Source organism: Mesorhizobium sp. M0019 (assembly GCF_040323975.1).
In the GTDB taxonomy this organism is placed as follows: Bacteria; Pseudomonadota; Alphaproteobacteria; order Rhizobiales; family Rhizobiaceae; genus Mesorhizobium.
Genome location: NZ_JAMYVK010000014.1, coordinates 64,257 through 87,881, shown reverse-complemented (window position 1 = coordinate 87,881; position 23,625 = coordinate 64,257). Strand labels below are relative to the sequence as shown.

The 23,625-nt window shown below is 61.9% G+C and carries 26 protein-coding genes; 8 read left to right on the top strand and 18 right to left on the bottom strand.

Features of this window, described 5'->3' with window-relative positions; genetic code table 11:
• Positions 1-16: 16 nt before the first annotated feature.
• The 5 genes from NKK47_RS12970 to NKK47_RS12950 form a co-directional block, all read right to left on the bottom strand.
• Entirely contained in the window at positions 17-508 is a 492-nt protein-coding gene (locus NKK47_RS12970; RefSeq protein ID WP_352454621.1) for a GNAT family N-acetyltransferase, read from the bottom strand.
• On the bottom strand, positions 505-795 hold the full coding sequence (locus NKK47_RS12965; protein WP_352454620.1) for a type II toxin-antitoxin system TacA family antitoxin: 291 nt from the start codon (positions 793-795) through the stop codon (positions 505-507). Before NKK47_RS12965 ends, NKK47_RS12970 begins: the two co-directional genes overlap by 4 nt.
• A gap of 81 nt (positions 796-876) precedes the next feature.
• Positions 877-1,815, bottom strand: coding sequence for a GlxA family transcriptional regulator (locus NKK47_RS12960; RefSeq protein ID WP_348625928.1), 939 nt, complete (start codon positions 1,813-1,815; stop codon positions 877-879).
• A 350-nt stretch (positions 1,816-2,165) separates the two neighbouring features.
• On the bottom strand, positions 2,166-2,300 hold the full coding sequence (locus NKK47_RS12955; RefSeq protein WP_013894968.1) for a hypothetical protein: 135 nt from the start codon (positions 2,298-2,300) through the stop codon (positions 2,166-2,168).
• A 335-nt stretch (positions 2,301-2,635) separates the two neighbouring features.
• Entirely contained in the window at positions 2,636-2,821 is a 186-nt protein-coding gene (locus NKK47_RS12950) for a hypothetical protein (RefSeq protein ID WP_352452109.1), read from the bottom strand.
• A 229-nt stretch (positions 2,822-3,050) separates the two neighbouring features.
• Between NKK47_RS12950 and NKK47_RS12945 the strand changes: the two genes are divergently transcribed.
• A complete protein-coding gene (locus NKK47_RS12945; protein ID WP_023676521.1) occupies positions 3,051-3,950 on the top strand; it encodes a LysR substrate-binding domain-containing protein in 900 nt (299 codons plus the stop codon).
• Between the two features lie 6 nt (positions 3,951-3,956).
• Here NKK47_RS12945 and NKK47_RS12940 read toward each other — a convergent pair whose 3' ends face one another.
• From NKK47_RS12940 to NKK47_RS12895, 10 genes are all read right to left on the bottom strand, one after another.
• Positions 3,957-4,940: an alpha/beta hydrolase gene (locus NKK47_RS12940; protein WP_352454619.1), complete on the bottom strand. Its 984-nt coding sequence runs from the start codon at positions 4,938-4,940 to the stop codon at positions 3,957-3,959.
• 268 nt (positions 4,941-5,208) lie between these two features.
• Entirely contained in the window at positions 5,209-5,391 is a 183-nt protein-coding gene (locus NKK47_RS12935; protein WP_352454618.1) for a hypothetical protein, read from the bottom strand.
• 186 nt (positions 5,392-5,577) lie between these two features.
• The gene (locus tag NKK47_RS12930) at positions 5,578-7,647 is read right to left on the bottom strand and encodes an ASKHA domain-containing protein (RefSeq protein WP_352454617.1); all 2,070 of its coding nucleotides are present in this window, start codon (positions 7,645-7,647) and stop codon (positions 5,578-5,580) included.
• A 113-nt stretch (positions 7,648-7,760) separates the two neighbouring features.
• Positions 7,761-8,735, bottom strand: a complete 975-nt coding sequence (locus NKK47_RS12925) for a methyltetrahydrofolate cobalamin methyltransferase (RefSeq protein ID WP_023676516.1) — start codon at positions 8,733-8,735, stop codon at positions 7,761-7,763.
• Between the two features lie 80 nt (positions 8,736-8,815).
• Positions 8,816-9,907 (bottom strand): methylenetetrahydrofolate reductase, encoded by a 1,092-nt coding sequence (locus tag NKK47_RS12920; RefSeq protein ID WP_023676515.1) that lies wholly within the window; start codon positions 9,905-9,907, stop codon positions 8,816-8,818.
• Positions 9,904-10,527 (bottom strand): methylenetetrahydrofolate reductase C-terminal domain-containing protein, encoded by a 624-nt coding sequence (locus tag NKK47_RS12915; RefSeq protein ID WP_352454616.1) that lies wholly within the window; start codon positions 10,525-10,527, stop codon positions 9,904-9,906. Before NKK47_RS12915 ends, NKK47_RS12920 begins: the two co-directional genes overlap by 4 nt.
• Complete coding sequence (locus NKK47_RS12910) at positions 10,520-10,822, bottom strand: virulence factor (protein ID WP_352452105.1); 303 nt, start codon at positions 10,820-10,822, stop codon at positions 10,520-10,522. The genes NKK47_RS12915 and NKK47_RS12910 overlap by 8 nt, the downstream gene beginning before the upstream one ends.
• 235 nt (positions 10,823-11,057) lie before the next feature.
• Complete coding sequence (locus NKK47_RS12905) at positions 11,058-11,969, bottom strand: fatty acid desaturase (RefSeq protein WP_352577087.1); 912 nt, start codon at positions 11,967-11,969, stop codon at positions 11,058-11,060.
• A gap of 43 nt (positions 11,970-12,012) precedes the next feature.
• Entirely contained in the window at positions 12,013-12,795 is a 783-nt protein-coding gene (locus NKK47_RS12900) for a formyl transferase (RefSeq protein ID WP_352454614.1), read from the bottom strand.
• A 79-nt stretch (positions 12,796-12,874) separates the two neighbouring features.
• Positions 12,875-13,450, bottom strand: coding sequence for a DUF4893 domain-containing protein (locus NKK47_RS12895; RefSeq protein WP_352454613.1), 576 nt, complete (start codon positions 13,448-13,450; stop codon positions 12,875-12,877).
• 121 nt (positions 13,451-13,571) lie between these two features.
• On the opposite strand from NKK47_RS12895, the gene NKK47_RS12890 reads away from it, so the two are divergent.
• Entirely contained in the window at positions 13,572-14,495 is a 924-nt protein-coding gene (locus tag NKK47_RS12890) for an NAD-dependent epimerase/dehydratase family protein (RefSeq protein WP_352454612.1), read from the top strand.
• Positions 14,496-14,503: 8 nt separating this feature from the next.
• On the opposite strand, the gene NKK47_RS12885 is transcribed toward NKK47_RS12890, so the two are convergent.
• On the bottom strand, positions 14,504-15,133 hold the full coding sequence (locus tag NKK47_RS12885) for a DUF1638 domain-containing protein (RefSeq protein ID WP_352454611.1): 630 nt from the start codon (positions 15,131-15,133) through the stop codon (positions 14,504-14,506).
• 64 nt (positions 15,134-15,197) lie between these two features.
• On the opposite strand from NKK47_RS12885, the gene NKK47_RS12880 reads away from it, so the two are divergent.
• Positions 15,198-15,338 carry an entericidin A/B family lipoprotein gene (locus tag NKK47_RS12880; RefSeq protein ID WP_023676507.1) on the top strand — a complete coding sequence of 47 codons (141 nt, stop codon included), beginning with the start codon at positions 15,198-15,200 and terminating at the stop codon, positions 15,336-15,338.
• Positions 15,339-15,419: 81 nt separating this feature from the next.
• On the opposite strand, the gene NKK47_RS12875 is transcribed toward NKK47_RS12880, so the two are convergent.
• Positions 15,420-16,118 (bottom strand): cobalamin B12-binding domain-containing protein, encoded by a 699-nt coding sequence (locus tag NKK47_RS12875; RefSeq protein WP_023676506.1) that lies wholly within the window; start codon positions 16,116-16,118, stop codon positions 15,420-15,422.
• Positions 16,119-16,426: 308 nt separating this feature from the next.
• Here NKK47_RS12875 and NKK47_RS12870 point away from each other — a divergent pair, with 308 nt between their 5' ends.
• From NKK47_RS12870 to NKK47_RS12850, 5 genes are all read left to right on the top strand, one after another.
• A complete protein-coding gene (locus NKK47_RS12870) occupies positions 16,427-18,001 on the top strand; it encodes a trimethylamine methyltransferase family protein (protein ID WP_292654762.1) in 1,575 nt (524 codons plus the stop codon).
• A 148-nt stretch (positions 18,002-18,149) separates the two neighbouring features.
• Positions 18,150-18,779, top strand: a complete 630-nt coding sequence (locus NKK47_RS12865) for a hypothetical protein (RefSeq protein WP_352454610.1) — start codon at positions 18,150-18,152, stop codon at positions 18,777-18,779.
• 104 nt (positions 18,780-18,883) lie between these two features.
• Positions 18,884-19,639 (top strand): dienelactone hydrolase family protein, encoded by a 756-nt coding sequence (locus NKK47_RS12860; RefSeq protein WP_352454609.1) that lies wholly within the window; start codon positions 18,884-18,886, stop codon positions 19,637-19,639.
• 68 nt (positions 19,640-19,707) lie between these two features.
• Positions 19,708-20,268, top strand: a complete 561-nt coding sequence (locus NKK47_RS12855; RefSeq protein ID WP_352454608.1) for an RNA polymerase sigma factor — start codon at positions 19,708-19,710, stop codon at positions 20,266-20,268.
• Between the two features lie 2 nt (positions 20,269-20,270).
• The gene (locus NKK47_RS12850) at positions 20,271-22,373 is read left to right on the top strand and encodes a vWA domain-containing protein (RefSeq protein ID WP_352577085.1); all 2,103 of its coding nucleotides are present in this window, start codon (positions 20,271-20,273) and stop codon (positions 22,371-22,373) included.
• A 149-nt stretch (positions 22,374-22,522) separates the two neighbouring features.
• Here NKK47_RS12850 and bmt read toward each other — a convergent pair whose 3' ends face one another.
• Entirely contained in the window at positions 22,523-23,539 is a 1,017-nt protein-coding gene (gene bmt, locus NKK47_RS12845) for a betaine--homocysteine S-methyltransferase (protein WP_352454606.1), read from the bottom strand.
• Positions 23,540-23,625 lie beyond the last annotated feature (86 nt).

The window sequence follows — 23,625 nt, the reverse complement described above, 5'->3', positions numbered from 1 at the left end:
AAGGCGCCTGAACGGCTCAGAGACTTCGTAAGTCCTTGATAAGCACGTAAAGATGCAGCGGGTCCGTCGGCGATTGCGCGAATCCGTAGTGCTCGTAAAACGTGCGGGCGCCGTCGTTCTTGGCGTGGACGACGACCGCGCGGATACCTGCAATATCGGCCGCCTGCAAACTGCGCAGGACGGCATCGCGCAACAGTCCGCCGCCGACGCCTTTGCCTTGCCAGTCCAGACTGACCGCAAGACGCGCCAGCAGCATTACAGGCACCGGATGGCGTGCGAGACCTTTCGTCAATCGCTCGGGCGCACCCTCATATTTAACTTCACCAACGACCAGGGTATAAAAGCCGATTACATCTTCGCCAGAGAGACCAATGTAGGTCAGCGAAGCATTGGCTTGCTGGTTTTGGAATGCATAGCGTACGAGAAAGCGATTGAGCGGTTCTTCACCGCAGTCGAACATGTCCACCAAATGCTTGCGGGCCAGTTTCTCGATCTGGAATTCGCTCACGCTGGATCGCGACCGGAAAAGATGCTTGGTTCGTTCAATAGGCGCTTGAGGCGGGGGAGATCACGCGTTGGCGCGTCGAGCGCTGCCATGAACGCGACCCATTTTTCGGCATCGAGATGGAGGCTGCGCCGGTCGGCTAATGTTTCTTCGGCTCGCGCAAGCGCGCTTTCAAGCACGAAATCGCTGAGCGAACGGCGTTCAGTCGCGGCGGCGGTTGCGAGTGTACGCTTTGCCTGGGGGGTAAGGCGCAAGTCCAGTTTTTCCGATCTGGTGGTTCTGGTCGTCATTGGTACCTCTCGATTGAAGGATACCACATTTCGCCAGACAATGTCATGACAATTTCGGCCGCGCCCGCGAAACGTGCTGGATCAGGCCGCCAGAAGCTGCTTGCGGTCGACGCGTTCCTGTTGCGGCGAGCGGGCGTACAACTCGCGATAGCATTTGGAGAAATGCGAGGCGGAAACAAAGCCGCAGGCGACCGCGACTTCGACCACCGGCAACGACGACTGGATCAGCAGGTGCCGGGCGCGGTCGAGGCGGATCTCCAGATAGTAACGGGCAGGGGAGCGCCCCATCTCGGTGCGGAACAGGCGCTCAATCTGCCGGCGCGACAGGTCGACATGGTCAGCGACCTCGATCAGCGAGAGCGGCTCGGAGAGATTGGCTTCCATCAGCTCGATAATGGTCAGAACCTTGGAATTCTGCACGCCAAGGCGGGCGCGCAGCGGCAGGCGCTGGCGGTCGGTCGGGCTGCGCACACGATCAGTCAGCACCTGCTCGCAGACGCGGTTGACGAGGCTTTCGTCGAAATCGTCGCCGATCAGCTTCAGCATCATGTCGAGCGCCGCGGTGCCGCCGGCGCAGGTGTAGATGTTCTGGTCGATCTCGAAGAGGTCGGCGAACACGTTGGCCTTGGGGAACGCCTCGGAAAAGCCCGGCAGGTTCTCCCAATGGATGGCGCAGCGCTTGTTGGACAGCAGGCCTGCGGCGGCCAGGATATGCGCGCCGGTGCACAGGCCGCCGACGGCAACGCCCCGATTGTACTCCTCGCGCAACCAGGCGAAGGCCGATTTGTTCTGGTAGCGCTCGACATTGATGCCGCTGCAGACGATGGCCATGTTCGGCCGGTCCGGTCCGGACATTTTCTTGCGCTCTTCCTCTAGCGAGGTGTTGACGGCGCATTCGACGCCGTTCGAGGCGCGCACCGGCTTGCCGTCGATGCTGGCGAGCCGCCAGCGATAGGCTTCATAGCCGAGCATGCGGTTGGCCGAACGCAACGGGTCGAGCGCCGTCGCGAAGGCAATCATGGTGAAATCGGGGACCAGGAAGAATACGAACGATCGCCGGATCGGGTGCTTTACGACGTTCACGGGTAGATCCTCACGCTGCAATGGCGCGAACAGGATGTCGCGATTAGCATAGCGACATCAGGAAAGACGTTTCCTGTCAATTGGCTAGATGGCAGCGGAGCGACTTTATTTGCGACACGGGTCGCAAATGGGCAATCGCTATGCGGCGAAGGACGCGACATGCCGCCGGATCGAGCAAACGAGCCTACGCAGTCTGCGCACACGAAAACGCCGCCTCGGCAAAACCGAAGCGGCGCTGGATCGACTTCGAAGCAGCGCTAGGCTGCTTCCGCCGGGATTGCCGCGTCTCAGGCGACGAAGCCGAGGCGCGCGGCAGCCATGGCACCGGTCTGGCCAGGCATGGTGTTGGCCAGGCGCTGGCGCTCGAGCGCGGTCGTCAGGTTCATTTCGCGACGGGCAAAGAGGCGGGCAAAAAGCTTCATGATCATCTCCATTCGGTTGCTCAGACGGGTCGCCTTCGCTTGATGGAGTGGGGCAGCTCGTTTGTTGATGATGATATAGGCTTACGTGAGGGGAAACTAAATCGCAAAAGCGAAGCACTTGATATGAAAAGCGACACGGAATGCGACAAATTTGGGCATTCTGCCCCGGATTTTCGATTATTTACAATGTGTTGATTGCCAGTGCGGGCTGCTATGCGACTTGCTCATATGCGGCATGCGACGGCGACATGGCTCGGGAAAATCATTGGAGTACAAACAAAAAGGCCTGCCGGGCTGATCTGCGCGGCAGGCCTTCAGCTGTTGATACACACGGTTTACTTTGCTCCAGCCCAGGATCCCACACCATGGCGAGTGCCGGCCTTAGCATCGGCAGCTTCGGGCCAGCCGATATCCTTCTGCAGTTCAATCGGCAGCGCGCGGATGGCGCGTTCCGTCTGGTAGCGGGCACGGGCCTCGCTGAACTCGGTCGCGATCCGACCGATGGATGACAGGATAGACATCTCATTCTCCTTCGCGTTGGGCCAGGTTGTCCCGGCGCTTGCAGCGTCAGGCGGTACACCGGGTTTGTTTCAGCTTCATTTCGTGTCGATTGCAGGTCCGTGTCATGGTTGTTTCGGGACCACTTCGATGCGTCCTGCCTTCGATGGAGTTGACTATCCTCCCAAACTGATGTTCAATCAAACGAAATGGAATGATGGTTTGCATCAGAAAAATTGAAGGTCGCTTGCCATGAACGCCCCACTCAATCATCCGCTGCCGCTGCTCGATCTGGATGTTCTGCGCACTTTCGTCGCGATCGCCGAGACCGGCAGCTTCACCACTGCGGCCAATGCGGTTTTCCGCACGCCGTCGGCCGTCTCCATGCAGATCAAGAAGCTGGAGGACATTCTCGGCCGCTCGGTGTTCGCGCGCGACGCCCGTTCGGTGACGCTGACCACCGATGGCGAGATGCTGCTCGGCTATGCGCGCCGGCTGCTGTCGATCAATCGCGAGGTGGTGTCGAAGTTCATCATTCCAGACATTGTCGGGGTGGTGCGGCTCGGCTCGCCGGACGATTACGGCGAACGTGTGCTGCCGCATGTGCTGAAGCGGTTCGCACAGTCGCATCCATCGATCGCGGTCGACGTCACCATCGACCAGAGCGTCAATCTGCGCCGGCGCATGGACGACCGGGCGCTCGACATCACGCTGCTCACCAACTCCTACAAGACCAGCGCGATCGGCGCCGAAGTGCTGCTCACAGAGCCGATCGTCTGGGCCGGTGCCAAGGGCGGTTGCGCGCATCTGCGCGAGCCGCTGCCGGTCTCATTGTGGGAAGAGGGCTGTGCCTGGCGGGCAGGGGCATTGGAGGCGCTTGGCCGCGAGGGCCGCAACTACCGTATCGCCTATATGAGCGCGCACACGGCCGGCCAGCGCGCCGCGATCATGGCGGATCTTGCGGTGGCGCCGCTGCCGAAATCCTTCCTCGGCAGCGACATGGTCGAGCTGTGCCCGAAGGACGGCATGCCTGACATCGGCACCTACAACCTCGCCATGGTGGTGACGCCGGACGCCAGCGCGCCGGTGAAGGCAGTCGCCGACCATATCCGCGCGACGTTTGAGATGTTCAGGGAAACTGGGAAGTTCTGAGCCAAACTACGACCTGAGCGGCGCAACCAGATCGCGAGGGGTTCCGTCGCGGTCTGTCCTCTGCAGCCACAACTCTCCTGCCTTGGCATGATAACTGTCAGTTTCGTTGGTCAAGAAGGCCACTATGCTGTCCCGCGCGCGTCGCGCCTCCGGCATGTCGATCAACGGCCAGACATGGAACATGCCTTGCTCGTGGACGACCTCAATTTCGACGCCGGCCGCGCGTGCCTTTTCCGCGAAGATCAGATTGTCGGGGGTGAGCAGATCGCGTGAACCGGTCAGCAGCAGCGTTTTGGGCAGCACCGACAGGTCGCCGTAAACCGGGCTGATGCGCCAGTCGGTGGGATCTATGCCGGCGCTGTAAAGCCGGATCGCCTCGCGGCCGCCGGCAATGCCCAGCCACGGATCGTTGCGTTCGGCCTCATACATTTCTGGGTTGGCGAGCGACACGTCGAGACCGGGCGAAATCAGCACGTGGCGTGATGGCAAGGGCAAGCCATTTTGCGCAGCCATCATCGTCAGCACGACGGCCATGTTTCCGCCGGCGGAATCGCCCATGAAGATGATATCAGTCGCCCTGGTTTCGCCGAACATCTGGCAGTAGACGGCGCCGACCATGCCGAACATGGCGTGAAAGTCGTGTTCGGGAGCAATGGGATAGATCGGCACGGTGATACCGAACCCGAGGCGGTCGGCCATGTCGGCGATCAGCCGCCAATGATAGGGTGTGATTTCAAAGACATAAGCGCCGCCGTGCAGGTAGAGAATCCGCCTCCGCTCACCAGCCTGGGGAGCGATCTCGTAGACGGGAAAGCCGTTGATCGTGCGGGTTGTGATCTCCAGGCGCGACCGCAGCGACGCAGGCGGCTGATGGTTTTCCGTCTTGCGCGCATAGGCGATCCAGCGCTGCAGGTTCTCGGGGCTGGAAAACGCCTTCTTGCGGCTGTACCTGAGGACGAACGACACGACGTGGCTTTTGAGACTGGGCATGCAGATACACGGACTTCGGCTGAGCCGACTAAGAGAACCCCCGACTATTTCGAAGATTGTGTCGCCACCAAAAAAGTCAAGATTGATGCAATCTCAACACGGTCGTTTGATCCCAGCTGTCGACAAAGCATCCGGCCATGAAGTCTCTGGCCTACCGGCGCAGCTCAACGCCGCGGCAGCAACGCGGCGCGCAGCCAATTGCTGGGTGCAGCCGGAGCCGCATTGCGGCTCCGGCGAATACCGAACAGCTTGCATTTGTCGATGAATTTCATCCGCGCTGCGTGCCCCATCCGACCGACGGCTGCCCTTCGCTCGAACGCGGCGACACCGGCCAGCCAATGTCCTTTTGGATCTCAGGCGGCAAGCTGTTGAGGATGCGCAGCGACTTGCGCGCTTCGCGTGTTTTCTTGAAGGCCGCACCATAGCGGCCGAAGCTTTCGAACATCGACATCTTGATCTCCTTGGAGCGTTGCGGTGGCCGAAAACTGTTTCCGCCTGCCGTTCGATGCCGGTTAAATGCTCCGCCTATGTATCTGGCGGATTTCACGAAAACGCGATTTCGTTTCCAGATCGGCGCGATCTGGAAACATTTGCATACAAATGAAAATGGAAGGTCTGACGGCCTATCGGAGGCGAGTCATCCCCGCCCGCGCCGCGCGGCGTGGCCTTCGCGCGAACGCCGCCGCGGGGCAGCGTCGCCGGCAATGCCGTCTTCGCTCACCGTCTTGCGCGGCGGCAGTTTCACCGCCGCCGACAGCTTGGGAAACGGGTCGATCTTGTTCGGGAGCGCCATGGCATAAACGAAATGTTCCTGGAATTTCGGCTCCAGCGCCGTCTCGATCTTCTCGATCTTGCTAACGGTTTCCTCGATCTCGCGGCGATAGCCACGGTTCAACAGCGCCATGCGGGCACCGGCACCGGCCGCATTGCCAACGGCCGAGACCTTGTCGAGGTCGCAATCCGGAATCAGGCCCAGCACCATTGCGTATTTCGGGTCGATGAACGAGCCGAATGCGCCGGCGAAGTGGATGCGGTCGACATGATCGGTGTGCTGCTTTTCCATCAAAAGCTTGGTGCCGGCATAAAGGGCGGCCTTGGCAAGCTGGATAGCGCGCACATCAGTCTGGGTGATGGTGATCTTGGGCTCGCCTTCCTTCAGCACATAGGAGAAGGTGCGGCCATTGGCGACGACGCGAGGCGAGTGGCCGCTCAGCGATCCATCGACGACGCCGTCCTCGGAGATGATGCCGGCGAGATACATCTCGGCGACCACCTCGATGATGCCGGAGCCGCAAATACCGGTGACGCCGGTCGCCTGCACGCTGTCGAGGAAGCCCGGCTCGTCGGACCAGAGTTCCGAGCCGATGACGCGGTATTTCGGTTCCAGCGTTTCAGGATCGATGCGGACGCGCTCGATGGCACCCGGTGCGGCGCGCTGGCCACCGGAGATTTCCGCACCTTCGAAGGCCGGGCCAGTTGGCGATGAGGCCGCCACGACCCGGTGGCGATTGCCGAGCACGATCTCGGCATTGGTGCCGACATCGACGATCAGCATCATCTCGTCCTGGCGGTGCGGCCCTTCCGACAGCGTCACTGCGGCAGCGTCCGCGCCGACATGGCCGGCAATGCAAGGAAGCATATAGAGCCTGGCGCCCTGGTTGAGCTTCAAACCGATATCCGATGCCTTGATGTGCACGGCGCCGGAGACGGCTAGCGCGAAGGGGGCGCCGCCGAGCTCGGTCGGATCGATGCCGAGGAACAGATGGTGCATGATCGGATTGCCGACGAACACGGAATCCAGGATGTCGTTGCGTTGGACGTTGCCTTCGGTGCAGACCTTGTCCACAAGCCCCGAAATGGCCTCGCGCACGGCGACCGTCATGCCTTCGCGGCCGTCCGGGTTCATCATCACGTACGAGACACGGCTCATCAGATCCTCGCCGAAGCGGATCTGCGGATTGGATGTGCCCGACGAGGCGGCGACGCGGCCCGACAGCAACGACACCAGATGCATGGCGATCGTGGTCGAGCCGATATCGCAGGCAAGTCCGTACGCCTCGTTCTTGAGGCCGGGCCACAAAGCGATGACCCGTGCGGTCTCGCTGTCGGTGTCCTTGTGGATCGCGGCGGTCGCGGTCCAGTTGCCTTTGCGCAAAATGCCTTGCACCTGCGGCAACAGATGGAAATCGAATTCGAGGCTCTTGAGGCCCCAGTCCTTCATCAGCGCGATCTTCAGACGGTCGAGGTCGCCGAGCGGCTTGTGCATGTCGGGTTCTTCGATCTCGACATAGCACATCCGGATTGCCGCATCGCGGGCGATGACCCTGGTGTCGGCGTCCTTGCGGATGGTCTGCGCGTTGATGACGGTGTCCTGCGGCACGTCGACGACGAGATCGCCGAGAATCTGCGCCGAGCAGGACAGCCGGCGGCGCTCGGGCAGGCCGCGTACGCGCTCGTAGCGCTCTTCCTTGGCGCCCTTGGGCGAGAGGTGATCGTTGGAGGAAACGATCTTGTGCTTGGCGAAATTGCCTTCCTGCACCTCGATCTGGCAACGCCCGCAAGTGGCACGCCCGCCGCACACGCTCTCGACATAGACACCGAGCTGGCGCGCGGCATCCAGAACCGGCGTGCCGACCGGAAACCGCCCGCGCTTGCCCGACGGCATGAACAGCACGAGCGGATCGGTGATGTTGACGGGAGAGTTCATACGTTCCAGACTTTACTTTCTACGCAGCTCGGGTCTTGGCCACGGCAGCGATGCCGCTGTGTCTCGGTTCCTCCCCAGTCCTAGGCCCCATATCGTGTCGGCCAAGACCTGGCTCAACCCCGCGCCATGCGCGCTTCGCGGCCGCCGCGCCTGCGTCCGCCATTGCCATTGCCATCGCCCGGCGCGTTGACCTGCGTCCGGGCGGCAACGGCCTGGCCGCCTTCAGCAGGCTTGTAGTCCTTGTAGGTCCTGATCCAGTTGGTGCAGTTCTCGTCGGTGCCGTTCAGCACGTTGGCGCCACGCACCGCTTCCATTTCCTGCGGCCGCACCGGGTTCATGATCGCCGAGGTCATGCCGGCGCCGATCACCATCGGGATGAAGGCGGCGTTGATGCCATGACGGTGCGGCAGGCCGAACGAGATGTTGGAGAGGCCGCAGGTGGTGTTGACCTTGAGCTCCTCGCGCAGGCGGCGTAGCAGGGCAAATACCTGGCGGCCGGCATCGCCCAGCGCGCCGATCGGCATGACCAGCGGGTCGACGACCACATCATGCGCCGGAATGCCGAAGTCGGCACAGCGCTGAACGATCTTCTTGGCGACGGCAAAGCGCACATCGGGGTCCATCGAAATACCGGTCTCGTCGTTGGAAATGGCGACGACGGGAACGTTGTATTTCTTGATCAACGGCAGGATGGCTTCGAGCTTTTCCTCCTCGCCGGTGACGGAATTGACTAGCGGCCGGCCCTTGGCGACCTTCAGCGCCGCTTCGATTGCCGCAGTCACGGAGGAGTCGATCGACAACGGCAGGTCGACCAGGCCTTGCACGATCTCCAGCGTCTGCACCAGCAGCGCCGGCTCGGTGGCGTTGGGATCGACTGCAGTGACGCCGGCATTGACGTCGAGCATGGTCGCCCCACAGGCGGCCTGCTCCAGCGCATCCTTGATGACGGTCTCAAAATTGCCGGCGATCATTTCGGCGGCCAGTTTCTTACGGCCGGTCGGGTTGATGCGCTCGCCGATCACGCAGAAGGGCTGATCGAAGCCGATGATGATTTCTCGTGTCGCCGAGGCGACGATGGTCCGGGTCATGAAATCTCTCCATCGTGATATAAAGAGTTCTTTATATCGTTATCTGTTTCTGATCAAGCGAATGCTGACGATTCGCGCTGTCAATGCGCGGTCTTGACCATGTCGACCTGGGTTTCAGTGAGGTCGTCATGCAGTATGTGATCGAGCCGGTCGGCAACGAGCTGGTCGTCGCGGCGGATTTCGCGTTTCCACGGCCGGCGACCCTTCAGCACGCCGGATTCGTCGACGATCTCGGCGACGTATTCTTCCTGGCGGTAGGCCATCACATGGACGCCGGATACACCGGGAATTTCCTTCACCTCATTGATGATGTCGATGCAGAGCTGCTTGCCTTCCTTCTTCTGATCCTGGGCGCCTTCCAGGCGCTTGACGATCTGATCGGGAATGTGAATGCCCGGCACGTTGGAGCGGATCCATTTGGCCGTCTTGGCCGAGGCCAGCGGCCCGACGCCGCACAGGATGAAGCATTTCTCGGTATAGCCGAGGTCGCGGACCTTCTGCATGTAGGTACGGAACATCGGCACGTCGAAGCAGTACTGGCTCTGCACGAACTGCGCGCCGGCGGCGATCTTCTTGCCAAGCCGATAGGGCCGGAAATCGATCGGCGGCGCGAACGGGTTGATGGCCGCGCCAAGGAAAAGCTGCGGCGGCGTCGTGAGTTTTCGGCCGGACAGGAATTTGCCGTTATCGCGCATAACGCGGCAGGTTTCGAGCAGCGACATGCAGTCGAGATCGAACACCGGCTTGGCGCCGGGCTGGTCGCCGGCCTGCACGCCGTCGCCGGTCAGGCACAGCATGTTGGCGACGCCCATCGCAGCACCCCCAAGCACGTCGCCCTGGATGGCGATGCGGTTCCGGTCGCGGCAGGCGATCTGCATGATCGGGGCATAGCCCATGCGGGTCAGCAGCGCGCAGATGCCGACCGACGACATGTGGCAGTTGGCGCCGGAAGCGTCGACGGCATTGATGGCGTCGACCCAGCCGTCGAAAATCCTGGCGCGGTTGTAGACGTCTTCCGGATCGGCGCTGTCGGGCGGATTGAGCTCGGTCGTCACTGCGAACTCGCCGCGCCTGAGGACGCGTTCCAGCCGGCCACGCGAGGTGTGGCCGGGCAGGGGATCGAGCGGCAAATGGATGCCGGCCGGATTCTCGTCTGGCTGACGGCCGATCATGCCGACGCTCCGGTCTTCGTAGTATTCCGGGCCGCATTGCGGGCGGCCGCGGCCTGCGCGGTGACCCGCAGCCAGGCGGAGGTTTCGCGCAAGGACTGATCCACCGGCTTCTGCACTTCCAAAATCTTGTCGCCATGCACCATGTTCCGCGAGCCTTCCCAGGCTTTGACCCAGACGCAAGGCATGTCAGGCTCGACCTCGCAATTGCCGTTGGCGCGGACACCGCCGCAAGGGCCGTTGCGCAATTGCTTGGGGCAGTTCATTGGGCACGACATGCCGGTCGAGGAAAGGATGCACTGGCCGCACATGCGGCAGTCGAACATGAAGCCCTTGACGCGCTTTTCGACGAATTTCACAGGCCCTTCGACACGGCTGTAGCCGATGCCCTTCCACAGCGGATGGAGGAGCAGGAACATGTCGGCGAATTTGCCGTAGAACCATTCGAGCAGCCGCGAATGCCGCACAGACCAAAGGCGCACCGCGAAAGAGCGCTGCACACGCCGCTGCGGCGACACGTCGGCCGGCTTGTAGTCGGATTTCGGCGCCGCCTTCTTGACGATGGTCGCCTGGGTCACGCCGGCTTGAGCCGTCGTCGCCGGCATTGATTGGGGATCAGACATTTTCTTTGCCCCCCGCCTTGACCAGAGCGACCAGCCGCTCACGGTCGTATTTCGCATCAAGTTCCTGAAGAGCCTTCTCGGCCTCGGCTTCAAGATCGTCACTGACCGGGAGGGGTTCTGCCTTGCGCCATTCGGCAAGATAGTCGTCGGTGCCGCCAGCGCCGGTGCGCATGGCGCACATGTCGATCGCCTCGGTGAAGCGCAGCGGCAGTTCGCGCTTGGCGTTCTGCCGGCCCTTCTTGACGATGACCTGGGCGGGGATGTCGCGCCAGTAGACGACGATCAGATCGGCCATAATTTCCTGCTCCTGCAGAGCGCCGTGCGTCCAATCAGACGCACAAACGATGCTCTACCACTTAACTCCGCTGCATCGTGCTCTCCGAAGATCGATTCCGATCTTTTGGCCAATGCAGTGGTTTCGAGCATTGCCGGAAGCGCTGTTGGGCTGCTTGTTATGGGACGACGCGGGGGCCTTCAAAAGCGACGCAATCGACGGCCGCGGTTGAAAGCGGAGTTTCTTCCAGCACTGGTCAGCCGGCGCGGCCATCGTAGCTGCCGACCAGCCTCCTGTGGAAGCGCACGTAACCTCGTTCGGTCGTGCGTAAATGCTCCGCGACGATGTCATGGAAGCGCGGCAGGCGGTGGAAGGGAACGGCCGGATAGGAATGGTGCTCGGAATGGTACGGCATGTTCCAAGCCACGAAGCGCACCAGCCTTGTGGTGAAGGTGGTGCGGGTGTTCTCGAGCATGTTGGTGACATGCGGGCACAACGCGTGCTCGGCCAGCAGGTAGGCACGCAAAAACGGCTGTCCGACCAGCACCGGCACGATCCAGACCCACAACAGCAGCGCCGACTGCGCGGCGAGCGATGCGGCCAGCAATGCCGCATAGCCGATCAGGAACAGCCGTGCTTCGACAAGCACCTTCCGGCGACCCTTTTCCGGCACAAAGCCGTCGCGGTTGCGGCCAGCCGCATTGGTTGCGATCACACGGCCCATGGCGATCCAATAGGGACCGCCGGACAGATAGCGCAGATATTGGCTGATGGTCTCCGGCTTCGGCGCCATCAGTTCGGGGTCGTTGTCCGGATCGTGCGTGTGGCGGTGGTGGGCGAAATGGAAGTAGCTGAACCATGCCGGCGGCAACAGGATCAGGAAGCCGGCCACGGTGGCGATGGTGCGATTGAGCAACGCCGTTCTGAACGCCGCTTCATGGATGGTCTCATGCAACAGCGTGAAGAAGAAGACGATCAGGATTCCCTGCGGCAAGATGAGAAGCGGCCAGAACGGGATGCGGGCGGCGATCAGCGCGCCCAGCACGACAACCAGCCCGCCATGGACGGCCAGCCGGATAATGCCGGGTCCGTCCAGCCTGGTGGTGAGGTCGCGACGGTCCTCGACCGAAAGGCCGGCAATGATGGTGCGGTGGTCGATGTCGCTCATGATGCAATGTTAGTGGCGGGTGGCTGTCCGGTAAATCGGCGCGTCACCAGACGCCGTGCCTTATCCCCGTCCAGAGATAAAACCATACCGTCGGATGATACCATTGTTTCGAAGGCAGGCCGGGATCCACCGTGCCGACCTTGCCGGCCAGCGCATCCCTGACCGCTTCGACGCAGATGTCGCGCGAGAAGGCCGCCTGCCGCAACGCGTAGCTTGAAATTGTGTCGCCCGGCTGCGGTTTGCCACGCGTCTGCCGCAGCACGCCGCCAGTGTCGACGCCGGCGTCGACCAGATGCACGGTGGTGCCGAAGTTCTCCGCATCGCCTGAAGCCAGCGCCCAGTAGCCGCCGTTCATGCCACGATATTTCGGGGCGATGCCGGCATGGTAGTTGAGGACCGGGCAAGGGATTTTGGCCAGCGTCTGCCGCGACAGCAAGCGGCAGCCGGCGAGCAGCACCACACCCGGTTGGATTTCCGCGATCGCCTGCAGGCACTCCGGCGCGTTGGCCGACGAGACATAAATGATCTTTTGCCCAGGCTTCGGTTCGGTTTGCAGCTTCTGCCCGGCGGCAAGCCGGGCTGCGTGGCCGGCGAAGAAGCGCTTGCCGAGGCGCGTCAGCACCATCGTGCCGAGTTGACCGATGGCCGAGGTCCAGCCTTGCCGCCGCGCCCGCGCGAGAAGCAATTGCTTTTTGGATTCAGGAGCTTCGAGGATGACGCTGACCGGGCCGAGTTGATCGGCGACGGCGTTGACGATCGCCCAGATATGCGGGCCGCCTTCGGTGACGACGACGATCGGCCGTTGGTTTGTTTTCGACAGTGCCATGCTCTGCGACCCCCCGCAAAGAACCTGTTCTTTGCGCGCGAATGCTAGGCTGACCGGGTTAACCCCTGGTGATCGGGGCTCAGCGCTTGAATTCGAGGATATCGAGCTTCGATTCGTAATAGGGCGCCGGGAACTCGATGCGCCATTCACTGGCGCTGTTGCGGAAGGCATAGCCGACCTGATCGCTTTCCGGCCCGCTGCCGTAGGGCTTTGCCGGATCGTCGTTGACGTGGAAGGAACCGAGATAGATCGCGCGTTTCTCGCCATCGTCGAAGAAGCGGCCCTTGGTGCGCTGCGAGCCGGTGATCTTTTCCAGTCTCCAGCCGGAACCGTCGTCACTCACCTTGCATTTGAACCAGCCATAGATGACGAGCGGGCTCAATCCGCCGGCCTTGATGGTGCGGCATTGCCATTTGCCGGTCAGGTCCTTGTCAGAGAAGGGAACCAGCGGCTTTGCCAGCAAGGCGTCGAGCTGCTTGACCTCGGCGGGATCGCCGGCCTTCGCCTCGTCAAGCGCTGCCTTGCGCGTCTCGCCATATTTGTTGAGCCGCGCCTTGTCGGCAGCCGTTATCAGCTTCTGCACCTCGCCATCGGCGAACGCGGGCATGGTCAAGCAGAGGACAGTTGCTGCGGCAAACATGAGGCGAGCGATCATCGGTGGCGTTTCCCTGTTGATGGCTGGAGCAGGCTGTTTTCTTGTCTGGCGCATACCTTAATGTTTCGCCGCGTTCTGTCATCCGTGCCTGAGCATCGACAGCAGAAACGAGGTGGAAAGAATGCGGATCTTGCTGACGGGATCGTCCGGTTGGCTGGGCAGCGCCTTGGCGCCGCGGCTGCGGGCTCTTGGTCATGACGTCACCGGCCTCGATCCCGTCCCATCCTCGGAAACGCGAATCGTCGGCTCTGTCGCCGATCGCGACCTGGTCATGAGGGCGGTCGAGGAGAACCGCATCGAGGCCATCATCCATAGCGGCGCGCTGCACAAGCCTGACATCGAACGTCATCGCAACGAGGATTTCGTCGAGACGAATGTGCGCGGCACGCTCAACCTGCTCGATGCGGCAGCAGCTTTTGGCGTTCAGCGCTTCGTGTTTACGTCGACGACATCGCTGATGATTTCCGAGTCCATACGCACCGGCTTCACCGGCGGGGCGCGCAAGGCGGCATGGCTGACGGAAGACATGTCGCCTGAACCGCGCAACATCTACGGCGTCACCAAGCTTTCAGCCGAACAGCTCTGCCGGCTCTATCATTTGCAGTTCGGCCTGCCGGTGATCGTGTTGCGCACCGCCCGGTTTTTTCCCGAGGCGGACGACATGGCGCACGTGATCGAACAGTCGGATGCCAACACCAAGGCCAATGAGCTGTTGTTCCGCCGGCTGACGGTGGAGGACGCAGCCGATGCCCATATCGCCGCCTTGGAGAAAGCACCGCAATTGGGCTTCGACACTTTCATCATCTCGGCACCGACGCCTTTCCAGCCCGAAGATTGCGCGGCCTTGATCGCCGACGCGCCGTCGGTCGTCGCGCGCTATTTTCCGGATTATCCGGCACTCTACACGAAGAAAGGCTGGACGATGTTTTCGTCGATCGACCGGGTCTATGATGCGTCGCGGGCGAGGGACCGGCTGGGTTTCGTCTGCAAGACGAGCTTTGCCGATGTGCTCGCCGGGCTCGAAGCTGAAGAACGCTTTGCCTAGAAATATCGTCAAGCCAGGATTGCAGCGCTGGCCAGTTCCTTCGTCAGGTCGCCATAGCCGGTCGAGCGGCGCTCATAGGCGAGGCCGAGCATTTTCGCCGCCTTTTCGGCGACCTTGTCGAGTTCCGGGTCATCGGTCTGAGCGATATAGATCAGCTTCTCGTAGTTGCCGAAATAGTCCTTGATCAGCTCCGGGTGCTTGTCGAGGCCGAGCGGCTTCATGAAGAAGGCATCGAATTGCCGGCAGAGGAAATCGGTCATGTAGAACGACATCATGTCGTCATCGGCGACCTTCGCATAGGCATCCATGCCCTGGTAGAAAGCAAAGCAATGCGGCCCGGCCATGCGCTCGACGCCATGCTTCTCGCAGATCCGATCGAGCAGGCCACCCGTGCCGCAATCGGCATAGCCGACGAAGATGTGTCTGTAGCCGTCGGTCTTGGCCTTCTCGATAGCCTTGTCCATGGCCGGCGCGATGCGGTCCGGATAGAAATGGAACTCCGCCGGCAGGCAAGTCAGGTCGAGGTGGTCGAGCCCGAGCTGCTCCTTGACCGCCAAAACTTCGCGCGCAATCATTCCGCAGGCGATGACGAGCAGCCTGTCGCCTTGATCGGATTGTCGTTTTCGCGCGGTAGTCATGGAACCAGTCTAATCCATCTTCGTTGCTGTCCAGCGAATTTATATCCTGAGGGAGACACTATTCATGAAATTGTTCCGCGTCGCGCCAATCGCTATTCTCGCCTGCGCCTTGGCTGTTTCGGCCTGCGCCAACACGGTGCGCGGCGTCGGTAAGGATATCAAATCCACTGCGAAGGCTGTTGACGATACCGTCAAGAAACCCTGATCCGCACAGCTCTAAACATTTGGGAATAAAAAAGCCGCACTGCAAGGCGCGGCTTTTCTCGTCGGTGCCGGACTTATTGGCTCAGGCCGAAGCGCGAACGTTGTGCTTGCGCTTCATGAAGTCCTTGGCAGTCTCGACCGCCACCGCGGCGTCGCGGCAATAGGCGTCGGCACCGACGGCTTTGCCGAATTCCTCGTTGAGCGGCGCACCGCCGACCAGCACGACATAGTCGTCGCGAATGCCCTTTTCCTTCATCGTATCGATGACGACCTTCATGTAAGGCATGGTCGTCGTCAGTAGCGCCGACATGCCGATGATGTCGGGCTGGTGCTTTTCGATTGCATCGAGATATTTTTCGACTGCATTGTTGATGCCGAGGTCAATGACATCGAAGCCGGCGCCTTCCATCATCATGCCGACCAGATTCTTGCCGATGTCATGGATGTCGCCCTTGACGGTGCCGATCACCATCTTGCCCTGCTTCGGCGCGCCGGTGGCGACAAGCAGCGGACGCAGGATGAACATGCCGGCCTTCATCGCGTTGGCCGACAGCAGCACTTCGGGAACGAACAGGATGCCGTCGCGGAAGTCCTCGCCGACGATGCGCATGCCCTCGACCAGAGCCTCGGTTAGCACCTTGTAAGGCGCCCAGCCGCGCTCGAGAAGGATATTGGTGCCTTCCTCGATTTCTTCCTTCAACCCGTCATAAAGATCGTCGTGCATCTGCTGCACCAACTCGTCGTCGGAGAGTTCCGAAAGGATGATCTCGTCGTCGGCCATTTTTTCTCAGGCTCCTTGCCGGCTACAACTGTTGCGGCAGCTTAAAAATATCGCGTCAATACCTAACCCGCACGGGCCGGTTGTCCATAGCTGATTTGCGACTTCCCGCAAAACGAAAGCGACCGTAAATCTCTTGGAATTCTTGTCGATTTTGCGACAGGCGTTGGCGCTGGCGGGCCGTTTCGAATAGGGTGCATGGCTACGATCCGGCCAGAGACCGCAATATGCGGCCGCAAACGGATTTCAGGCCGGTGCAAGAGCCCGGCCGGAGTAAATCAGGCCAGAACGAAAGCCAGGGAAGAACGATTATGAGTGAGAACGCGCCGGTCGATCAGGAAGCGTCAAACGCACGGCGCGGGCGCGCTGCCAGCGGTGGCGCCGCAGCCCGACGGGCTGCACGTTCGGGCGGCGGCCCCGGCACACAGCTCACCTATATCAAGCGCAAGATCAACGTCTATGAAGTGCTGGACGAGGAAGGGCTGGCGCTGATCGAAAAGAACACCGACACGGTGCTGGAGGAGATCGGCATCATCTTCCGCGACGACGCCGAGGCGCTGCAGCTTTGGAAAGAGGCGGGCGCCGACGTCAAGGGCGAGCGGGTGCATTTCCCCAAGGGCCTCTGCCGCTCGCTGTTGAAGACCGCTCCGTCCGTCTATACCCAGCACGCCCGCAACGGCGAGCGCTCGGTGCAGATCGGCGGCAACGCGACAGTGTTCGCGCCGGTCTATGGACCGCCCTTCGTGCGCGATCTCGACGGCGTCAGGCGCTATGCGACGATCGAGGATTTCCGGAATTTCGTGAAACTCGCCTATATGGCGCCGTCGATCCATCATTCGGGCGGCACGGTTTGCGAGCCGGTCGACGTGCCGGTTAACAAACGGCATCTCGACATGGTCTACAGCCATATCAAATATTCGGACAAGCCGTTCATGGGCTCGGTGACCGCGCCCGAGCGCGCTGAAGATACGGTGGCGATGGCCAAGATCGTGTTTGGTGACGATTTCGTCGAGAACAACACGGTGCTGACCAGCCTGATCAATGCCAACTCGCCGATGGTCTTCGACGAGACCATGCTGGGAGCGCTGAAGGTCTATTCGCGCCACAATCAGGCCTGCATCGTCACGCCGTTCATCCTTGCCGGTGCGATGAGCCCGGTGACGGTCGCCGGCACGCTGACGCAGGTTTTAGCCGAGGTTCTGGCGGGGGCGTCGTTCACCCAGCTGATCCGGCCGGGTGCGCCGGTGCTGTTCGGCACCTTCGCCTCGTCGATCTCGATGCAGTCGGGCGCGCCGACCTTCGGCACGCCGGAGCCGTCGCTGGTCTCTTATGGCGCGGCGCAGCTCGCGCGCCGGCTCGGCCTGCCGTTCCGCACCGGCGGTTCGCTCTGTGCTTCAAAAATCCCCGATGCGCAGGCGGCCTATGAAAGCGCCAACACGCTGAACTCGACGATCCTCGCCGGCACCAATTTCGTGCTGCATTCGGCCGGCTGGCTCGAGGGCGGTCTCGCCTCCTGCTACGAAAAGTTCATGATGGATATCGACCAGCTCGGCATGACGCAGAAGTTCTCCGAGGGTGTCGACCTGTCGGAAAACGGCCAGGCGATGGACGCCATCCGCCAGGTCGGCCCGGGCAGCCACTATCTCGGCTGCGATCACACCCAGGCCAATTTCCAGACCGCGTTCTACCGTTCCAACATCGCCGATAACAATTCTTACGAGCAATGGCTGGCGGAAGGCGAAAAAACCGCGCCGCAGCGCGCCAACGAGCTCGCCCGCCGCTGGCTGGAAAGCTACGAGGCGCCGTATCTCGATCCGGGCATCGACGATGGGCTGAAGGACTTCATCGCCAGGAAGAAGGCGTCGATGGCCGACGCCTTCACCTGAAAGGAGCCCGAATCAGGCGGGGCTAAAGTCGCCAACATCATCCACAAGGAAGTCTGGCGGAGTGCCTTCTCCGACCCGGACAAGAAGGGATGATCCCGAGCGCGGCATGACTGAAACAATCGCGGCTGCGCTTTCCGCTCACGGCCTTATGCTTCGCGGCGGCTTCGATTTTGCGGGCGGTGAGGAAACACCTTCCGGTCTCTCCGGCGCTGCCGCCAGATCCGTTCTGCTGGTGGGGCAGGCGGGTGCCGCACCTTGGCCGCACTTCCTGCGCTGGTTGGAGAAACAGTCACAGCCGATCGACGATCCGCTCGACAGATGGTCGCGCGAAGTGATCGGCGCGGTGGCCGGAAAATTCGGGGCGCGCGCCGTGTCACCGTCCGACAGGCCTTATCTGCCGTTCCAGCAATGGGCGATACGTGCGGAGGGGCTGAAGCCGTCACCGCTCGGCATTCTCATGCATCCGCAATACGGGCTCTGGCATGCCTATCGCGGCGCGCTGCTGTTCGAAGACGAAATTGCGCTCCAAGAACCCCGCGACGTGATTCACCTTTGCGATACATGTCTGGAAAAACCTTGCCTGAAATCCTGTCCGGTAGAGGCTTATTCTGCGGATGGTTTTGCACATGAAACCTGTCTGGCCCATGTGCGCGGGCAAAACGGCGCGCCCTGTCGGACCGGCGGCTGCCTCGAACGCAACGCCTGTCCTTACGGTACCGATTATCGCTATCCGGCCGAGGTTCAGGCCTTTCACATGGCAGCATTCGCGCGTCTGTAGCGTCGCCGAATGCCGCACGAAATCTTGAAGCAGATCGCCTCATTACAGCTTGCCGCGACGGTCACCGCGGGTATCTATCGCACGTCAGATCAACGGAGCGGATGATGGCCACGCAAGCGATGCAAATCAAGACAAGCGACGGCATTGCCAAGGCCCGGCTGTTCCGTTCGGCGGCCCCAGCCAAGGCAGCGATCATCCTCTACATGGACGTTTTCGGTCCGCGACCGGCGCTTGATCAGATGGCGGAAAGGCTTACGGGCGAGGGCTATGCGGTGCTTGTGCCGGACCTTTTTTACCGCAATGCGCCCTACGGTCCGTTCGATCCCAAGACTGCGTTCGGCGACGAGAGGAGCAAGGCCGCCATCACAGGTCTCCTCGGCGGCACGACCCAGGAGATGACGATCCGCGACAGCGGCGCTTTCCTCGATGCACTTGCTGCGCAAGGCCTGGCCGGGCCGGTTGGCATTGTCGGCTACTGCATGGGCGGAGCGCGGGCGCTGAACGCGGCGGCCAGCTATCCCGATCGCATCGCCGCTGCGGCCAGTTTTCACGGCGGCAATCTGGCTGGTGACGCAGCCGACAGTCCGCATCGGAAGGCCGCCTCGGTCAAGGCAAGGGTCTATATCGGCACTGCCGGTGTGGACCGCAGCTTTCCGCCGGAGCAATCGGCGCGGCTGGCCGAAACACTGGGCGCCGCCGAGGTCGATCATGTCATAGAGAACTATGCCGGCATGGCGCATGGCTGGTGCATGCCGGACCATAGTGCCTTCGATGCAGCCGGCGCCGAACGCCACTGGAAGCGGCTGACGACGCTGTTTGCGGAGACGCTCGGCCAAGGCACGCCAACCATTACGACGTGACCGCCCGCCAAAAAATTCTTTCCATCGCCCCAAGGAACCGCCATTAGCCTTCGTCCAACAGGCAAATGATGGCGATGATGCTGGACGAAAGCGAAGCCTCCGACGCCGAACTGATCGGGCGGGCGAGGGGCGGAGACCGGGGTGCTTTCGGCAAGTTGCTCGAAAGGCACTATGGTTTCGTCTATCGCGCCGCCTATCGTTGGTGCGGGAAAAAGGCCGACGCCGAGGACATCGCCCAGGAAGTCTGCGTCCGGCTCGGGCGGGCGATCCGCGACTATCACGGCAGCGGTGCCTTCACGACGTGGCTCTACACCATGACGCTGAATGCGGCGCGCGACATGATGCGCAAGACCGCCCGCGAGACGGTCAAGACCGAGGCCTATGGCGCCTATGCGCTGATTTCGGGGGAAATCTCGGCTGAGCCGGAAGACCCGGCCGAGGCGCTCTGGGCAGCGGTGCGCAAGCTGCCGGACAAGCAGCGCGATGCGGTGCTGCTGGTTTATGGCGAAGGGCTGAGCCACGCCGCCGCCGCCGAGGCGATGGCGATCTCGGAGACGACGGTTTCCTGGCACATCCATGAAGCGAAGAAACGGCTGAAGACGCTGATGCGTTCAGCCGGGGAAGTGTGACCATGGTCGACGACAATCAACTGAACAGGCTGCGCGATATCGCTGCACCGGCGCCCGATGCGGATGCAAAGGCGCGTGCCCTGCAGGCCGCGCTGCGCGCCTATGACATGGAAGAAAAAACTTTGCCGGGCGCCCAAGGATCGGTGAGCGGGCTTCGTCTCACAGAGCGAGCACAAAGGCTCTGGAGCGAAATCATGCAAAAGAAACTCTTCGCCACGCCGGCCATTGCCGGGCTCGTTGCCCTGCCGATCGCCGGATACGCTACCATTTATATGCTGGGGGAATCCAAATTCGGCGGGGGTAAGATCACCGAAACGCTGGCTGACAAACCGGCGACCGTCAAACCGCCGGTCGTTGCCGAAGCGGACAAGCAGAAGAAGGCGGACGCCGACAGTGAAAGCCGCGACACCGGCGAGGCGCTTGTGGCGCCGACATCGCCGCCGAAGGCGGAATCGACCGCGGTCGGCGGGCTGACGCAGCAGGATGTGCTCAGCCGCAATGCACCTGAACCGGCGCAGAGCGGCGAGTTCGCGCTGGATGGGGGTGCAAGCTCCGCGGCTCCGGCAGTCGATGGCGGCGCGCGGGTCGGACGCATGCCTGGCACGGTTGCCGAGCCCAAGCTGATGGCACAGCAGCCCGCCGCTGCGCCGGCCGACCAGATGCTGCCGCAAGAGGAAAACCGCGACCGTGTCGAGAATTTCAAGACCAACCCCGTGCATGCCGCACTTGAAGACCCGGTCTCGACCTTCTCGATCGATGTCGACACCGCTTCCTATTCCTTCGTCCGGCGCTCGCTGAAGGAAGGCTTTATCCCGCAGGCCGACACGGTTCGCGTCGAGGAGATGGTCAACTACTTCCCCTATGACTGGAAAGGCCCGGACTCCGCCTCGACGCCGTTCAACTCGACCGTCAGCGTCATGCCGACGCCGTGGAACGAGCACACCAGGCTGATGCATGTCGCCATCAAGGGTTTCGACGTGAAGCCGGCCGAGCAGCCCAGGGCCAATCTGGTCTTCCTGATCGATGTGTCGGGCTCGATGAACGAGCAGGACAAGCTGCCGCTCCTGCAGTCGGCCTTCCGGCTGCTGGTCAACAAGCTGAGACCTGACGACACCGTCTCGATCGTCACCTATGCGGGCGATGCCGGTACCGTGCTGGAGCCCACCAAGGCTTCGGAAAAGGACAAGATCCTCGCTGCCATCGACAATCTGACATCCGGCGGCTCGACGGCAGGCGAGGCCGGCATCAAGGAAGCCTACAGGCTGGCGCAGAAATCCTTCGTCAAGGACGGCATCAATCGGGTGATGCTCGCCACCGATGGCGACTTCAATGTCGGCCAGACCGACGACGACGACCTGAAGCGGCTGATCGAAAAGGAGCGCAAGACAGGCGTATTCCTGTCGGTGTTCGGCTTCGGCCGCGACAATCTGAACGACCAGATGATGCAGACCATCGCCCAGAACGGCAATGGCACTGCTGCCTACATCGATACGTTGGCGGAGGCCGAGAAGGTGCTGGTCGAGGATGCCTCCTCGACACTGTTCACCATCGCCAAGGACGTGAAGATCCAGGTCGAGTTCAACCCGAACAAGGTCTCGGAGTACCGGCTGATTGGCTACGAAACCCGCGCCTTGAACCGAGAGGATTTCAACAATGACCGGGTCGATGCCGGCGAGATCGGCTCAGGTCATTCAGTCACCGCGATCTACGAGATCACGCCTAAGGGCAGCGGCGGCGAACAGATCGACCAGCTGCGCTACGGCCAGGCCTCGGTGAACAATGGCGGTGTCGCCAATGCCGACGAATATGCTTTCGTCAAGATCCGCTACAAGCTGCCGAACGAGGACACCTCGAAGCTGATCACCACGCCGGTAACGTCAGCCAACGAGGTGGCGTCGTTCGACCAGGCCAGCACCGACCAGCGTTTCTCCGTTGCCGTTGCTGCCTTCGGCCAGAAGCTGCGCGACGAGGATGCGACCGCGAAGTTCGGCTACGACAAGATCATGGAGATTGCCACCGCCGCCAGAGGAGCCGACCCGTTTGGATACCGGTCCGAGTTCCTCTCGCTTGTGCGCCTTGCCTCGGCGCTCGGCGGTAACCGGTAGTGGCAATGACGGCCGGTTTCTTTCAGATGGGATCGTTCTGATAGGGGGAGCCGGCCTACGGGCGGGTGAGGCAGGCCGGCGAGGGAAACCTTGCCGGCCTTTTTTCGCGGCCGCACTGCTTCGCGCGGACCATGTCGCAGACGAAAGCGTCAGGCGCGTCCGCGGCGCCGCTCGCGGCGGGCTTCGCTGGTCTCGGCGACGTTGACCGTAGCCTGCTTGTTGCGCATCGGGCCGATGCGTTCGACGATCTGCTCGACGGTCGGGCGATCCGACTTGGTGTGCGCATCGAGCGCCTTGCGCATGGCGGCGAGGTGCTGGAACGAGGTGCCGCAGCAGCCGCCGACGATTTTGGCGCCGGCATCGACGGCGAGGCGCACATAGTCGGCCATCAGCTCGGGTGTGCCGGAATAGTAGATCTCGGCACCGCGAAATTCGGGAATGCCGCAATTGCCCTTGACGATCACCGTTGCTTCCGGCTTCGCCTCGGTCATGTCGAGCAGCGACGCGAGAATGTCGGAGGCGCCGACACCGCAATTGGCGCCGACACCGAGCGGTGTCTGCGACAGGCCATCGACGACGCCGTGGATGTCCTTCGGCAGCAGTCCCATCATGGTGCGGCCGGCGGTGTCGAAGGAGCCGGTATAGGTATAGGGCAGGCCGACGCGGATGGCGGCTTCGGCGGCGGCGCGGATTTCGTCAGGCGCCGACATGGTTTCGATCCAGGCGACTTCGGCGCCGCCGGCCTTCAGCCCCTCAATCTGCTCGGCAAAGGCTTCGACCGCCTCGTCATAGGTCATGGCGCCGAGCGGCACCAGCAGCTCGCCGGTCGGGCCGACGGAGCCGGCCACGATCACCTTGCGGCCAGCGTTGCCGGCGACGGCGCTTGCGATCTCGGCCGCGCGCTTGTTCAGCGCATAGACGCGGTCCTGCGCGTGGTGCAGCTTGAGCCGATGGCGGGTGCCGCCAAAAGAGTTGGTCAGGATGATGTCGGCGCCGGCATCGACAAAGTTCTGGTGCAGGCTGGTGATGGTGTCGGGCGCGGTCTCGTTCAAGAGCTCGGGAGCCTCTCCGGCCTCAAGGCCCATGGCGAACAGATTGGTGCCGGTGGCGCCATCGGCGAGCAGGACGCCCTTTTCGGCAAGCAGAGCGTCGATCGGATTGGTCATGTGAAATACGCCTTCGCGGAAGAATAACTGAGATAAGGATATAAAGAATTCTTTATGTGCCGTCAATGTCGGCGCGTAGAGCAACC